This is a genomic window from Pseudonocardia sp. UM4_GMWB1 (genome assembly GCF_017312155.1).
In the GTDB taxonomy this organism is placed as follows: domain Bacteria; phylum Actinomycetota; class Actinomycetes; order Mycobacteriales; family Pseudonocardiaceae; genus Pseudonocardia; species Pseudonocardia alni.
Genome location: NZ_QJPN01000001.1, coordinates 5103028 through 5117514, shown reverse-complemented (window position 1 = coordinate 5117514; position 14487 = coordinate 5103028). Strand labels below are relative to the sequence as shown.

13 protein-coding genes are annotated in these 14487 nt (G+C 73.8%); 3 read left to right on the top strand and 10 right to left on the bottom strand.

Going from position 1 to position 14487, the window contains the following annotated elements:
* Positions 1-12: 12 nt before the first annotated feature.
* Positions 13-1182 (bottom strand): thiolase family protein, encoded by a 1170-nt coding sequence (locus DMP15_RS23890; RefSeq protein ID WP_073575537.1) that lies wholly within the window; start codon positions 1180-1182, stop codon positions 13-15.
* 316 nt (positions 1183-1498) lie between these two features.
* On the opposite strand from DMP15_RS23890, the gene DMP15_RS23885 reads away from it, so the two are divergent.
* Complete coding sequence (locus DMP15_RS23885) at positions 1499-2812, top strand: TMEM165/GDT1 family protein (RefSeq protein WP_073575536.1); 1314 nt, start codon at positions 1499-1501, stop codon at positions 2810-2812.
* Between the two features lie 96 nt (positions 2813-2908).
* Here the strand turns inward: DMP15_RS23885 and DMP15_RS23880 are convergent, their stop codons facing one another.
* The 4 genes from DMP15_RS23880 to DMP15_RS23870 all read right to left on the bottom strand — a co-directional run bounded on the left by DMP15_RS23880 (position 2909) and on the right by DMP15_RS23870 (position 6563).
* Positions 2909-4147, bottom strand: a complete 1239-nt coding sequence (locus DMP15_RS23880; RefSeq protein ID WP_083658572.1) for an acyl-CoA dehydrogenase family protein — start codon at positions 4145-4147, stop codon at positions 2909-2911.
* A 194-nt stretch (positions 4148-4341) separates the two neighbouring features.
* Entirely contained in the window at positions 4342-4413 is a 72-nt protein-coding gene (locus DMP15_RS30380) for a putative leader peptide (protein ID WP_350590274.1), read from the bottom strand.
* Between the two features lie 147 nt (positions 4414-4560).
* Positions 4561-5679 (bottom strand): dimethylsulfone monooxygenase SfnG, encoded by a 1119-nt coding sequence (gene sfnG, locus DMP15_RS23875; protein WP_217266893.1) that lies wholly within the window; start codon positions 5677-5679, stop codon positions 4561-4563.
* Positions 5680-5948: 269 nt separating this feature from the next.
* A complete protein-coding gene (locus tag DMP15_RS23870; protein WP_073575485.1) occupies positions 5949-6563 on the bottom strand; it encodes a TetR/AcrR family transcriptional regulator in 615 nt (204 codons plus the stop codon).
* A 67-nt stretch (positions 6564-6630) separates the two neighbouring features.
* Between DMP15_RS23870 and DMP15_RS23865 the strand changes: the two genes are divergently transcribed.
* Together DMP15_RS23865 and DMP15_RS23860 are read left to right on the top strand one after the other, a co-directional pair.
* The gene (locus DMP15_RS23865; protein WP_100879867.1) at positions 6631-7782 is read left to right on the top strand and encodes an acyl-CoA dehydrogenase family protein; all 1152 of its coding nucleotides are present in this window, start codon (positions 6631-6633) and stop codon (positions 7780-7782) included.
* Complete coding sequence (locus DMP15_RS23860; RefSeq protein WP_337826465.1) at positions 7782-9368, top strand: AMP-binding protein; 1587 nt, start codon at positions 7782-7784, stop codon at positions 9366-9368. The genes DMP15_RS23865 and DMP15_RS23860 overlap by 1 nt, the downstream gene beginning before the upstream one ends.
* Before the next feature lie 241 nt (positions 9369-9609).
* On the opposite strand, the gene DMP15_RS23855 is transcribed toward DMP15_RS23860, so the two are convergent.
* The 5 genes from DMP15_RS23855 to DMP15_RS23835 form a co-directional block, all read right to left on the bottom strand.
* The gene (locus DMP15_RS23855) at positions 9610-9984 is read right to left on the bottom strand and encodes an HD domain-containing protein (RefSeq protein ID WP_337826464.1); all 375 of its coding nucleotides are present in this window, start codon (positions 9982-9984) and stop codon (positions 9610-9612) included.
* Positions 9985-10140: 156 nt separating this feature from the next.
* The gene (locus DMP15_RS23850; RefSeq protein WP_100879871.1) at positions 10141-11649 is read right to left on the bottom strand and encodes a tripartite tricarboxylate transporter permease; all 1509 of its coding nucleotides are present in this window, start codon (positions 11647-11649) and stop codon (positions 10141-10143) included.
* Positions 11649-12182, bottom strand: a complete 534-nt coding sequence (locus DMP15_RS23845) for a tripartite tricarboxylate transporter TctB family protein (RefSeq protein ID WP_073575480.1) — start codon at positions 12180-12182, stop codon at positions 11649-11651. Before DMP15_RS23845 ends, DMP15_RS23850 begins: the two co-directional genes overlap by 1 nt.
* Positions 12179-13132, bottom strand: a complete 954-nt coding sequence (locus tag DMP15_RS23840; RefSeq protein WP_443217672.1) for a Bug family tripartite tricarboxylate transporter substrate binding protein — start codon at positions 13130-13132, stop codon at positions 12179-12181. The genes DMP15_RS23845 and DMP15_RS23840 overlap by 4 nt, the downstream gene beginning before the upstream one ends.
* Positions 13133-13365: 233 nt before the next feature.
* The gene (locus DMP15_RS23835; protein WP_083658596.1) at positions 13366-14400 is read right to left on the bottom strand and encodes a Bug family tripartite tricarboxylate transporter substrate binding protein; all 1035 of its coding nucleotides are present in this window, start codon (positions 14398-14400) and stop codon (positions 13366-13368) included.
* Positions 14401-14487: the final 87 nt, after the last annotated feature.

The window sequence follows — 14487 nt, the reverse complement described above, 5'->3', positions numbered from 1 at the left end:
GAACCTAGCAGGTCAGGAGACCAGCTCCACGATCGTGGCGTTGGCGGTGCCGCCGCCCTCGCACATGGTCTGCAGCCCGTAGCGGATCCCGCGGTCGCGCATGTGGTGCACCAGGCGGGTCAGCAGCACGGTGCCCGAGGCCCCCAGCGGGTGCCCGACGGCGATCGCCCCGCCGAGCGGGTTCAGCACGGCGTCGTCGGCGCCCAGCTCGGCCTGCCAGGCCAGCGGGACCGGCGCGAACGCCTCGTTGACCTCGAACGCGCCGATCTCGCCGATCGACAGCCCGGAACGCTTCAGCACCTTCTGCGTCGCCGGGACGGGCCCGGTCAGCATCCGCAGCGGGTCCGCGCCGGAGACGGCCCCGGAGTGGTAGCGCACGATCGGGGTCAGGCCGAGCTCGCGGGCCCGCTCCGGGGTGGTCACGAGCACCGCCGACGCGCCGTCGGAGATCTGCGAGCTGTTCCCGGCGTGGATCACCCCGTCCGCGGAGAACGACGGCTTCAGCGCGGCCAGGGTGTCGGCGGTGGTGCCCCGGCGCAGGCCCTCGTCGGCGGTGAACCCGGGCGCTCCGGGCACGTCGACGAGCTGGTCGTCGAACACGCCGGCGTCGATCGCGGCGGCGGCGAGCTCGTGGCTGCGTGCCGCGTACTCGTCGAGCCGGGTCCGCGACAGTCCCCAGTCCCGGGCGATCCGCTCGGCGCCGACGCCCTGGTTGAAGTCCCCGTTCGGGAACTCCCCGGACTCCAGGTCGGCGCGGTAGCGCTCGCGCACCAGCGGCCCGTAGGGGCGTCCCAGGTCGCGGCCCGCGCCCAGCGGCACCCGGGTCATCGACTCCACCCCACCGGCGACGACGACGTCGTACTGCCCGGCCAGCACCATCCCGGCCGCGAAGTCGAACGAGGACTGGCTCGATCCGCACGCGCGGTTCACCGTCACCCCGGGCACCGTCTCCGGCCAGCCCGCGGCGAGCAGCGCGTAGCGGCCGATCTGCGCGGCCTGGTCGCCGACCTGGTTCACACAGCCCCACACGACGTCGTCGACGACGGCGGGGTCGATCCCGGTCCGCTCGGCCAGGGAGCTCAGCACGGCGGCGGACAGATCGACCGGGTGGACCTCGGCCAGGGACCCCTTCCGCTTCCCGATCGGTGTGCGGACGGCGGCACAGACGACGGCCTCGGGCATGGGGTCCTCCTCGGTCACCGGTGACACGACTCGTTCGCGACGCTAAGCCATCGGAGGGGGTCGGCGCTGAGAGGGCGATCACAGCGCCGGATGCGCATCAGGTGTCGAGACGCTCTGGATCGATGAGGTACCGTCTCGGTCGTACACGAAGGGGAGTAGCTCCCAACGCTGCGCTCGACATACTGGTCCGCCTCGCACTCCGACGGCCGACCCGGGCGCAGCGGCCTGACCACCACCAGGCGAGCGAGACCTTCGATCCGGATACACCGGGTCGAGGGCACCCGAACCTCGGTCCGGTCGAGATCGAGGGATGGACATGGACGGATTCCTGATCGCGTTCGCGATCAGCTTCGGCGTCATCTTCGTGGCCGAGCTGGGCGACAAGTCGCAGCTCATGGCCCTCACGTTCGCGACCCGCTTCAACGCGATCCCGGTCCTGATCGGGATCACGATCGCCACCTCGGTGACCCACCTCGTGTCGGTCGCCGTCGGCTACGGCCTGGGCGCGTCGATCCCGACCGGCTGGATCGCACTGGTCGCCGCGGTCGCCTTCCTGGCGTTCGGGGCCTGGACACTGCGCGGCGACAGCCTCTCCGAGGACGAGGAGGCGAAGGCCAAGCGGGCGGGCGGGTCCGCCGTCGTCGCCGCGTCGGTCGCGTTCTTCCTCGCCGAGCTCGGTGACAAGACGATGCTCGCGACGATCACCCTGGCCGCCCAGCACGGCACCCTCGCCGGGTCGATCGGCATCTGGGCCGGGTCCACGGTCGGCATGGTCGCCGCGGACGGGCTGGCCATCGTCGTCGGCCGTCAGCTCGGCAAGCGGCTCCCGGAGCGGGCCATCTCGGTCGGCGCCGCGGTGATGTTCTTCGTCTTCGGCGCCTGGCTGCTCTACGAGGCCGTCCCGCAGGTGTGGGGCGAGGACGCCTGGGGCCGCGTGGTCGACGTCGCCGGGCACCACGGGCTCGGCTGGGCCGCGCTGGTGCTGGGGGCCCTCGCCGTCGGCGCCGGGCTGTGGTTCCGCGGTCGTGCGCATCGCGCCCGCGGGGAGCGCAGGCTCGACGTCGCCCGGACCCCGGGCAGCCCGGCCTGGTGGGCCCGCACGCTGTTCGTGCTGGCCGCGGTGCTCGGGTTCGGTGCGCCGCTGCTGGTCGCCCTCGACGTGCTGCAGCCGATCTCGGTGCTGGCCCGGCCGGCGGTCGCCGTCGTCGGGGCGGGGCTGCTGCTGCTCGGCTTCGCCGTCGTCGCGGTCGCGATGCTGCAGCTCGGCACGGTGTGGCGCCGCTCGGCCACCGAGGCCGGGGCGGCCGCGGCCGGTGACCCGGACGCCGCGCGACGCCCGGTGCTCGCCACCGGCGGGATCTACCGCCGCGTCCGCAACCCCGCGCTGACCGGCCTGATCGTCGGGTGCGCCGGGATGCTGTTCATGGCCCCGACCCTGCTCGGCGTGCTCGCCGGGGTGCTGATCCTGGTCGCGGTGCAGATCCAGGCCCGTGCGGTCTACGAGCCCGGCCTGGGCAGCGCACTGGGCGCCGAGTACGACGAGTACCGCGCCCGGACCGGCCGGTTCCTCCCGCGGGTCCGCGCCGACCGCACCCCCGCGGGTGAGGGCGACCGCACGACCGTCGGCTGAGCGGCCCGCCGCGAGCCACCGCGGCGACGACACCGTCCGCCCCGGCGCGACCGGGGCGGGCGGTGTCGTCTGCGGGGACCGGGGTCCGCAGGCGGGTCAGGAGTACCAGGTCGGCTCGGGCAGCTCGTCGCGCAGCACCCACGCCCCGACCTCGCGCCGCTTGTAGGCGACCGGGTCGTGGAGGGTGTGCGTGCGGACGTTGCGCCAGAACCGGTCGAAGCCCAGCTCCGTGGTCGTCGCGCGGGCCCCGAGGCCCTCGAAGATCCCCGAGGTGATCTCCAGCGCGACGTCGGTGGCACGCGCCTTCACCGCGGCGACCCGCACCTCGTGCCGGCCGCGCTGCTCGGCGGTGACGCCGTCGGCGTCACGGTGGATCACCTGCTGCTCCTGCGCGACGGCGTCGGCCAGCGCCTCCACCGCCCACAGCTTCGCGTGCAGGTCGCCGTAGAGGTCGAGCTGGTAGGGCTCGTCGACGGCGCGCTCGTGGCCGCCGTGGAGCCACGGCCGGGTCCGCTCGCGGGTGAAGCGCGCCGCGGTCTCGAGCGCCCCGCGGGCGATCCCGAGGTAGAACTCCACGAAGACGAGCTGGATGATCGGCACGTTGAGCGTGTTGTAGACCCGCGGCGTGAACACCCTGTCGGTGAACCCGGCGGCCGCCGCCCACGGCACCCGGACGTCGGTGATCGTGACGCTGCCGGACTCGGTGAGGCGCTGGCCGATGTTGTCCCAGTCGTCGCCGAAGACGATGCCCTCCTGGTGGCTCGGCACGATGGCGAAGACGTGGGTGTCGGTCCGCTCGATCACCCCCTCCAGCACGGTGACGTCGGAGACCCTGCTGCCGGTGGAGAAGGACTTGCGGCCGGAGTAGACGAGCTCGTCGCCCTCGTCGCGGATGGTCAGCTCGGCGTCGCGCGGGTTGACCGCGCCTCCGAAGAACCAGCGGTTGCGGGTGGCGTCGGCCTCGACCGCCGCGATCTGCTCGGGCGTCCCGACCAGCCGGGCGGCCCAGAACCAGAGCAGGTGGTAGCCGAGCAGCTGGCCGATGGAGCCGTCGCCCGCGGCGACCTCGCGGATCACCCGGTAGGCCAGCGGCCACTCCTGTCCGCCGCCCCCGTGCTCGACCGGCCCCAGGATGGTGACCAGGCCGGAGTCCTTGAGCAGGGCGACCTCGTCGTGCGGGGTGGCGCCCGCCCGGTCGCGGGCCGCGGCGTCACGCTCCAGGACACGGCGGACGTCGCGGGCCCGGGCCAGCCAGCCCGGGGCGTCGGTGGGCGTGGTGGACCAGTCGAGCGACTCGACGGTGGTGGGCTCGAAACGGTTCTCGGTCGTGGTCACGGTGTGTCTCCTCGTCGTCGGAGAAAGGTGTCCGGGCGCGGCGGCGCACGATTCGGCGGATACGCGCGGGAATGCGCACCGGATCGGCGGAGGAACGGTGGGCCCGGACGGGAGGGAACTGTCGGGGCGGTCACCGGCGACCGGGGTCGCCGGCCGCGGCGCAGGTCAGGGAGCCTGCTCCGCGGGGATGCCGGTCAGCGACAGAGCGACGAGGTCACACGCGAGAGGTCGACGTGGCGTCGACGGGTGAGCTCGGTGAACAGCACGACCCCAGTGTTCGGGGAGATCACGGTGGAAGTCAACGAGACGTTCCCGGGAATGGGACGCGGCGCGGGATGTCCGGTCAGGACGGGCCCCGGGAACGCGGACGGGCCCGGCGACGACGGTCGCCGGGCCCGTGCGGACGGTGTCGCTCAGACGGTGGTGAGCTGCGGCTCGCGGGCGGCCAGCTCGGCCTCCTTCTCCCGGATGATCGGCAGCACCTTCGCGCCGAAGTACTCGACCTCCTCCTGGAAGTGCAGGAAACCGAGCAGCAGCAGGTTCGCGCCGCGCCGCTTGTACTCGATGGCGCGGTCGGCGATCTGCTCCGGGGTGCCGATCAGCTGGGTCTTGAAGCCGTCGTTGTACTGGACGAGGTCCTCGAACGAGGAGTCCGCCCACATCCCGCGCTTGTCGCCGGTGGAGTTGCCGGCCTGCTGGACGGCGTCGCGGAAGCCCTCGACGGCGGGCCGGTTGGCCTTCTCGATGATCTCGCGCAGGGTGTCCCGGGCCTCCTTCTCGCCGTCCCGGGCGATCATGAAGCCGTTGAGGCCGAACCGGACGGGCTGCAGCCGCTCGGCGGTCTTCGCGTGGCCGAGGACCTCCTCGACCTGCTCGGAGAAGCCGTCGTAGTCCTTGCCGTTGGAGAAGTACCAGTCCGACACGGCGCCGCCGTTGTAGCGGGCCGCGGTGGAGTTGCCGCCCTGGAAGATCTCGGGGTGCGGACGGCCGGGGACGTCGACCGGGCGGGGCTTGAGGTCGAAATCGCGGATCCGGTAGAAGTCGCCGGCGAACTCGGCGCCGCCGTCGGAGGTCCAGATCTCGCGCAGCACCCGGATGAACTCGTTGCTGCGGCGGTAGCGCTCGTCGTGCTCGAGCCACGGCTGGCCCATCGCGGTGAACTCGGCCTTCAGCCAGCCGGAGACGATGTTGACCGCGATCCGGCCGTTCGTCAGGTGGTCGGCGGTGGCGACCCACTTGGCCAGCACCGAGGGCTCCCACAGGCCGGGGTGGACGGCGGCGATCACCTTGAGCCGCTCGGTGGCCAGGCCCAGCGCGAGGGAGAACGCGGTGGCCTCGTGCTGGTGGTCGGCGCCGTAGCTGGCCATGTAGCGGATCTGGGACAGCGCGTACTCGAAGCCGTTGTTCTCGGCGGTCTGCGCCAGCTTCTTGTTGTACTCGAAGCCCCAGTCGGTGCGCTGTTCGATGGTGCTGGTGACCAGCCCGCCGGAGACGTTCGGGACCCAGTACGCGAACTTCAGCGGCTCCTGGATCCGGGTGTTGGGCGTGGTGGCGAGAGCATCGGACACGGGAGACTCCTCGGGGGTGTGCCGGGCACGGCAGACGGGCACACGACGGCGCCGGAAAGAGACGGAAGAGGAAGGAAACGGACCTGCGGTGACGCGATCAGCGACAGGCCTGGCTCACGACGACGAGGTTGTCGACGTGACGGCGTCGGGTCAGCAGGAAGCCGGTCACGTTCCCACCGAACCCGCGGAGCCCGTGGTTGTCAACCGTATGCAGGGGAGATCACCACGGGTCCTCACCGGTGGACCGGGTCGACGCCGAGCAGACCGTGCGCCAGCCCGCCGAGCAATCCCACCAGCCGGTGCTGGTCCAGGCCGCTGCGGAAGAACAGCGTCGACTGGATCGCGCCGACGCAGGCGTGCACCAGCACGCGCAGCTCGCCGTCGGACAGGTCCGGACGCAGCGGGGTGAGCACGTGCACCCAGTCCTCGACGTGGTGGCGCTGACGGCGCCGCAGGTCGCGGCGGGCCTCGGCGGGCAGGGTGTGGACCTCGCCGTAGTAGACGGCGAACTCGGTGCGGTTCTCGGTCACCAGCCGGATGTGGTCGGCCACCAGCACGGTCAGCGTCTCGCGCTCGGGGGTGCCCGCGGCCAGCGCCGCCGCCGCGGAGGCCTCCAGCCGGGCCATGCCGCGGTCGAGCAGGGCGAGCAGGACCGCCTCCTTGGAGGCGAAGTGCCGGTAGATCCCGGACCCGACGATGCCGGCCTCGGCGCCGATCTCGGCCATCCCGACGGCGTGGAAGCCGCGACCGGCCGCGAGCCGGGCCGCCGCCTCGAGGATCCGCTCCCCGCGTTCCGGGTCGCGCCGCCGCGGGGGTCCCGCGGTTCCGGAGCTGGTTCGCGTCGGCATCTTTCCAGCATCGCATCCGCGCGGTACGGTCCGCCACAAGTGAACAACGGATCACTAGGGAGTCGGCGTGGACTTCACCGAGACCGACGAGGAACGCGACCTGCGGGCGGCCGTCGCCGCCATCGCGGCCTCCTACGGCAGCGAGTACTACCTGCGGTGCGCCCGGGAGGGCAGGCACACCCACGAGCTGTGGAAGGCGATGGGGCAGGCGGGGTTCCTGGGCGTCAACGTCGCCGAGGAGCACGGGGGCGGTGGCGGCGGGCTCGTGGAGCTGTCCATCGTCTGCGAGGAGGCCGCGGCGCAGGGCGCCCCGCTGCTGCTGGTGCTGGTATCCGCGGCGATCTCGGCCGAGGTGATCGGGGAGTTCGGCTCCGAGGAGCTGCGCCGTCGCTGGCTGCCCGGGCTCGCCGACGGCTCCACCAAGGTGGTCTTCGCGATCACCGAGCCGGAGGCGGGGTCCAACACCCACCGGATGGCGACCCGCGCCGACCGCGACGGCGACGACTGGGTGCTCACCGGCACCAAGCACTACATCTCCGGCACCGACGACGCCGAGGCCGTGCTGGTCGTCGCGCGGACCGGGAGGGCGCCGGACGGGAAGGCGCGCCTGAGCCTGTTCGTCGTGCCGGTCGACTCGCCCGGGCTGACCCGCACCCCGCTGCCGGTGGACCTCATCGCCCCGGACAAGCAGCACGTCCTGCACTTCGACGACGTCCGCGTCCCGGCGGGCAACCTGGTCGGCGCCGAGGGCGACGGGTTCCGCCAGGTCTTCCGCGGCCTCAACCCCGAGCGGATCACCGGCGCCGCGCTCGGCGTCGGCATCGCCCGGTTCGCGCTGGCCAAGGCGGCCGACTACGCCCGCACCCGGCAGGTCTGGGACACCCCGATCGGTGCCCACCAGGGCGTCTCGCACCCGCTGGCGCGGGCCCGGATCGAGACCGAGCTCGCGGCGCTGATGACCCGCAAGGCCGCGTGGCTGCACGACCGCGGGATGCCCGCGGGCGAGGAGTCCAACATGGCCAAGTACGCGGCGGCCGAGGCGGCGACGCACGCCGTCGAGGCGGCCATGCAGACCCACGGCGGCAACGGTCTGGCCGGCGAGTACGGGCTGATCCCGTACTGGGGGATGGCCCGGCTCATGCAGGTCGCGCCGGTGAACCGCGAGATGATCCTCAACCACGTCGCCCAGCACGGGCTCGGGCTGCCGAGGTCGTACTGATGGGTGCCGGCGAGCTCGACCGGAACCTGATCGGGCGGGTCAACGTCGCCGACGCGCTCGGCCGCAGCGCCGCTGCCCGGCCGGGGCGGACCGCCGTCGTCGACGGGGAGCGGTCCTGGACCTACGCCGAGCTGGACGCCTGGGTGGACCGGCTGGCCCGCGGGCTCGCCGCGCGCGGCTGGACCCGCGGCGACGCGCTCGCGCTGGCCTCGGGCAACAGCGCCGAGTTCCTCGCCGTCTACTACGCCTGCGCCCGCCTCGGCCTGGTCTGCGTGCCGGTGAACCTGGGCTGGCGCCCGGACGAGGTCGCCTACGTCCTGGGCCACTCCCGGGCCCGCGGGATCGTCGTCGAGGCGCAGCTGGTCGCGGCGCTCGCGCCGGCCTGGGAGCAGGTGCCCGCGGTGACCGAGGTGTTCGTCGCGCCCGGAACCGGCGGGCCGGCCGGCGCCCGGGTCCCGCTGGCCGACGTCGAGGCCGGGGGAGGGGACGGCGCCGGGCCGGTCGAGGTGCTGGTCGAGGACCGGGACCCGCTGTCCTATCTGTACACCTCGGGGACGACGTCGTTCCCCAAGGGCGTCGTCACCTCGCACCTGGCGGTCACCCTGGAGTCGTTCTCCGCGGCGCTGGACTCGGGCTGGTCGGCGGCGGACCGCTTCCTGGCGATGATGCCGATGTTCCACACCGCGCAGCTCAACGCGTTCTGCACCCCGGCGGTGCTGGTCGGGGCGACGATCCACCTCTCCCGGGGGTTCGAGCCCGCCGCGTTCCTCGACACCGTCGAGCGCGAGCGGATCACCCAGGTGTTCGGACTGCCGATGATGTACCGGGCGGCGCTGGAGCACCCGTCGTTCGCCGGGCGGGACCTGTCGTCGCTGCGGCGCGCCGTGTACGCGATGGCGCCGATGCCCGAGCCGCTGATCCGGGCCTGCCTGGACGGCTTCGGCTGCGACTTCGCGCTGCTGTTCGGGCAGACCGAGATGAGCCCGTGCACCACCCTGTTCCGTCCCGAGCACCAGCTGACCCACATCGGTGCGGTCGGCACCCCGATCACCGGGGTCCGGGTCGCGGTCATGGACTCCGGCGGGACCCTGCTCGGCCCGGGGGAGGAGGGCGAGATCGTCTACCGCGGCCCCTCCACCATGAACGGCTACCTCGACGACGACGCCGCGACCGACGAGGCGTTCCGGCACGGCTGGTTCCACTCCGGCGACGTCGGCCGGCTCGGCGAGGACGGCGTGCTGTGGTTCGCCGACCGGGTCAAGGACGTGATCAAGACGGGAGGCGAGAACGTGGCCTCGCTGGAGGTCGAGCGGGCCGTCTACGCGGCCGCACCGGACGTCGCGGAGGCGGTCGTGGTCGGGCTGCCGCACGAGCGGTGGAGCGAGGCGATCACCGCGGTGGTCGTGCCCCGGCCCGGCGCGACGGTCGACCCGGAGGCGCTGCTGGCCGCCCTGCGCGGGCACCTCGACCCCTACAAGGTCCCGAAGGCGGTGATCGTCGCCGACGAGCTGCCGCGCACCTCGACCGGGAAGATCCGCAAGAACGTCGTCCGCGAGACCCACGCCGGCCACTACGGGCCGCCCTAGCCGACGTGCACCACGGGGCGCCGGGCCACGTCGGGCCCGGCCTCCCGCAGGATCTCCCGGATGATCGGGGCGACCTCGCCGACGCCGGTGACCTTGCACCGGGCGTGGCGCGGGTGCTCCGGTTCGGGCCGGGCGTGCGGTCCCTGCCGGTCGGGCGGTGCGCGTCCTGCAGGAGCCAGGAGCCCACCCGGTCGCGGACCCGCCGCGGGGCCTCGGTGATCGCCACCTGCCCAGGATTGCGCTACGACACGGTCTGCGCCGCTCGTGCGGGCGGATCGTCCGTATCCGGTGGGGTGAGGGTGGCCGCGTCGGTGCAGGCGAGCAGCGCACCGGCGAGCGGGCCGTGCCCGGCGACGAGCTCGACGACCCGCGCGTCGTAGCCGCGGACCTCGAGGAACCGGGCGGCGTCGCGCTGCGGGTCCCCGGTCCGGCGGGCGACCGGCGAGTGCCCGATGGGGTGCAGCACCGCGGCCGTCATCAGCAGGTCCCGGTCGTGCCCGCCGTCCTCGGCGGCGGCGCGGGCCGCGATCGCCGCCCGCTGCGCGCGCTCCCACAGCTCCGGGCGCTGGTGGGCCAGCAGCGTCTCGGCGAGCGCGCGGGCGGCGTCGAACCCCATGACCCGATCCTGCCCCACCGCGCCGTGACGTGATCCGCTGCGCGCGGTGATCCGTGCCGCGCGTGCGTCCGGACGCGCGCGGCGCACGGATCACCGCGCGGACGACGACGCCCCGCGGCCGGTGCAGCCGCGGGGCGTGTCGGGGCACCGACCGGGTCAGACCGTCTCGGACTCCCGGTCGCCCCGCTGGGCGCGGACCGCGCGGAGCACGACCGGGGCGACCAGCAGGATCGCGATCAGCGAGTACACGACGATCGCGAGCGGGGTGGAGACCAGCGTGGTGACGTCGCCGTCGGCGATCTGCAGGGCGCGGCGCAGCTGCAGCTCCGCGTCCGGGCCGAGGATGACGCCGATGATGGCCGGCAGCACCGGCAGCCCGAACCGGCGCATCAGGAACCCGATGCCGCCGATCGCGAGCAGCACCAGCAGGTCGACCGGCTGGCCGGACACCGCGTAGGCGCCGACGCAGGCGAAGAACAAGATGCCCGCGTAGAGGTACGGCCGCGGGATCCGCAGCAGCTTCGCCCAGGCCGGGGCCAGCGGAAGGTTCAGCACCAGCAGCATGACCAGGCCGATGAACAGGCTCGCGATGAGCGTCCAGACCAGGTCCGGCTCCTTCTGGAACAGCAGCGGGCCGGGCTGGATGCCGAACTGCTGGAACGCGGCGAGCATGACGGCGGCGATCGCCGTCGTCGGCAGGCCGAGGGTCAGCATCGTCGCCAGCGTCCCCGCCGACGACGCGCTGGCCGCGGACTCCGGCCCGGCGACGCCCTCGATGGCGCCCTTCCCGAACTGCTCCGGGTGCTTCGAGAGCTTCCGCTCGGTCACGTACGCCATGAAGGTCGACATCTCGGCGCCGCCGGCCGGGATCGAACCGAAGCCGAACCCGATGAACGGGCCGCGCAGCCACGGCTTCCAGGTCCGCTTGAGGTCCTCGCGGCCCAGCCACGGACGGCCGACCGGGATGACCTCCTGCGTGCGTCGTCGCAGGTGGGCGGCCACCCACAGCGCCTCGCCGATCGCGAACAGCCCGACCGCGACGATGATGACGTCGATGCCGTCGGCCAGCTGCGGCACCCCGAAGGTGAGCCGCGGCTGCCCGGAGATCGGGTCGAGCCCGACCAGGCCGATCGTGAGGCCCAGCGCGAGCGCGGCGAACCCGCGGACCCGCGAGGCACCCAGCACGCCGCTGACGGCGACGAAGGCCAGGACCATGATCGCGAAGTAGTCCGGGGCGCCGATGTCGACGGCCACCGAGGCGATCAGCGGGGCGACCAGGACCAGCCCGGTCACGCCGACGATGCCGCCGATGAAGTGCCCGATCGCGGCGGTGGCGAGCGCCTGGGCGCCGCGCCCGGACTTCGCCATCGGGTTGCCCTCGATGGCCGCCATCACCGAGGCGGACTCGCCGGGGGTGTTCAGCAGGATCGACGTCGTCGACCCGCCGAACATCGCCCCGAAGTAGATGCCGGCGAACATGATGAACGCGCCGGTCGGGTCGAACGCGTAGGTCACCGGCAGCAGCAGTGCCACCGCCATCGCCGGGCCGATGCCCGGCAGCACACCGATCGCGGTGCCGAGCAGCACCCCGAACGCGGCGAACAGCAGGTTCTGCGGGGTCAGCGCGTGCGCGAACCCGTTCATGAGCAGGTCGAACGTGCCCATCAGCCGAACACCCCCATCAGCGGGCCGCCCGGCAGGTCGACGCCGAGCACGGCGTCGAACAGCACCCAGGTCAGCAGCGAGACCGCGGCGGCGATGCCGAGGTCGCGGAGCACCGCGCGCGAGCCGAGCGCGTAGGTGGCGCCGGCGAACAGGACGGTCCCGGCGATCGGCCAGCCGGCGAGCGGGATGAGTGCCGCCGTCGCGACGATCACCCCGGCCAGCATCCCGACCGTGCGCAGGTCCACGGCGGTGTCGAGGTCGACGTCCTCGCCGCCCTCGGCCTCGCCGCGGCCGCCGCGCAGGACGTCGACGGTCAGCAACGCCGCCAGCACCAGCAGCGCCGCGCCGAGCACGAACGCGACGGTGCGCGGTCCGAGCGGGTCGGACGCGCTGCCGCCGCCGCCCTCGGCGAGGGTGTCGCCGAGCACCAGCAGGCCGGTGAGGGCCAGCAGCACCGACACACCCAGCTCCGAGTGCTCCGTCCACCAGGAGCGAGCGGTCCCGGTGTCCCCGGTGTCCCCGATGGTCGTCACGTCAGCCCCAGCCCGGTCAGTACCCGCTCGACGCGGGCGTCCTCGTCGGCCAGGAACCGGCCGAACTCCGGCCCCGGCAGGTACGCGTCCTGCCAGCCGTTGCGTGCCAGCACCTCGCGCCACTCCGGCGTCGTGTGCAGCTCGGCGTAGGCGCGCTCCAGCTCGGCGACGCCCTCGGGGTCCAGCCCCGGCGGCGCGACGACACCGCGCCAGTTGGTGAACTCGACGTCGATGCCGGACTCGCGCAGCGTCGGCGCGTCGAGGCCGGGGATCCGCTCGCCCGCGGTCACCGCGAGCACCCGCAGGTCGCCCGAGGCGATCTGGTCGGCGAACTCGCCGAGCCCGGACACCCCGAACGCGACCTTGCCGCCGAGGACGGCGGCGAGCAGCTCGCCGCCGCCGTCGTAGGAGACGTAGTTGACCGTGCGCGGGTCCACGCCGGCGCCCTCGGCCATCAGCATCGGGGCCAGATGGTCCGGGCCGCCGGGGGAGGAGCCGCCGCCGACCGGGGTCTTCCCGGGGGCCGCCCGCCAGGCGGCCAGCAGGTCGCCGAGGTCCCGGTAGGGCGAGTCACCGGGGACGACGACGATCTCGGTCTCCTCGGTGAGCCGCGCGATCGGTGTGGTCTGCTCGAGCGTGGCCGGCGAGTCGTTGGAGTACACGCTCCCGACCACGCCCAGGCCCATGCTCATCACCAGCCGGTCGTCGCCGGCCTCGTTGACGGTTCGGCCGAGCCCGACCGTGCCGCCCGCACCGGGCAGGTTGAAGACCTCGACCGACCCGGTCAGCCCGGCGTCCTCCATGGCCTTGGCCGCGCTGCGGGCGGTGACGTCGTAGCCGCCGCCGGGGGCGTTCGGGACCAACATCCGCAGCCCGCGGAGCTGGGTGCCGTCGCCGCCGCCCCCGATCGCGCCGACCGCGGGCGGGACGAGGAGCAGGGCGGCCAGCACGGCCACCACCGTGCCGAGGAGAGGTCCGACCCGGGGCCGCGGCACGGGCGGCGTGGGGGCGTCCGGCGGAGGCCGGTCCTGCATTCGTGGAGGAGCCGTCTGAGGCATCTGCGTCCGATCTCACCGTTGCGAAGCGAACGCGTTGCAGTGTGCGGAGTCACCCGTCCGATGTCTCCGTAACGGCCACAACGGTCGTTGTGGTCGTTGCGGTCACCGCGGACCGGGTGCGCGGGTCAGCGTGCCCGCAGCCCCAGCTCGCCCAGGACGTGCTCCACCCGCTCGTTCTCGGCGGCGGTGAACCGGGCGAAGTCCGCGCCCGGGAGCCAGGCGTCGCGCCACCCGTTCGCGGCCAGCACCTGCCGCCACTCGGGTGTGTCGCGCATCGCGGAGACGGCGTCGGCCAGCGCGGCGCGGTCGGCGTCGGGCAGCCCGGGCGGCGCAACCAGCCCGCGCCAGTTGCTGAACTCGACGTCCACCCCCGACTCGCGCAGCGTCGGCACGTCGAGGCCGGGCACCCGCTCGCCCGCGGTCACCGCGAGCACCCGCAGGTCACCGGACCCGATCTGGTCGGCGAACTCGCCCACCCCCGACACCGCGAAACCCACCTCGCCGCGCAGCACCGCCGCGAGCAGCGGACCCCCGCCCTCGTAGGACACGTAGCGGACCCGGGCGGGCGCGATGCCGGTGCCCTCGGCGAGCAGCATCGTGGCGAGGTGGTCCGGTCCACCGACGCTCGAGCCGCCGCCGGCGGTGAGCCCGCCGGGGGCGGCGCGCCAGGCGTCGAGCAGCGCGCGGACGTCGCGGTAGGGCGAGTCCGCGGGCACGACGACGATCTCCGACTCCTCGACCAGCCGCGCGACCGGAGTGGTGCCGGCGAGCGAGAGCGGGGTGTCACGGGAGGCGGTCGCCCCGACGATCCCGAGCCCCATGCTCATCAGGAGCCTGCCGTTGCCCGCCTCGCCCTCGACCCGGCCGAGCCCGGCGATCCCGCCGGCCCCGGACAGGTTGAACACCTCGACCGGGCCGGCGATCCCGGTGTCGGACAGCACCTTGGCCGCGCTGCGGGCGGTGACGTCGTAGCCCCCGCCGGGTGGATTGGGGACCAGGATGCGCAGGTCGGACAGCGGCCGCGGCCCGTCGGTCAGCACGATCGGGACGACGACCGCGGCGAGAGCCAGCACGAGCACCACGACCAGCGAGACGACCGGACCCCGGCGGGCGCGGCGGGCGATCGGTGCCCCGCCGGGCCGCGTCGCCGTCCCCGCCATGTCCACCCGCCCGTCGCCGTGCCGCCGCCGTGCCGCCGCCGGTGAGTCTGCGCGTCCGCGGCCGGGCCGGTCCACCCAGCGTGAGCC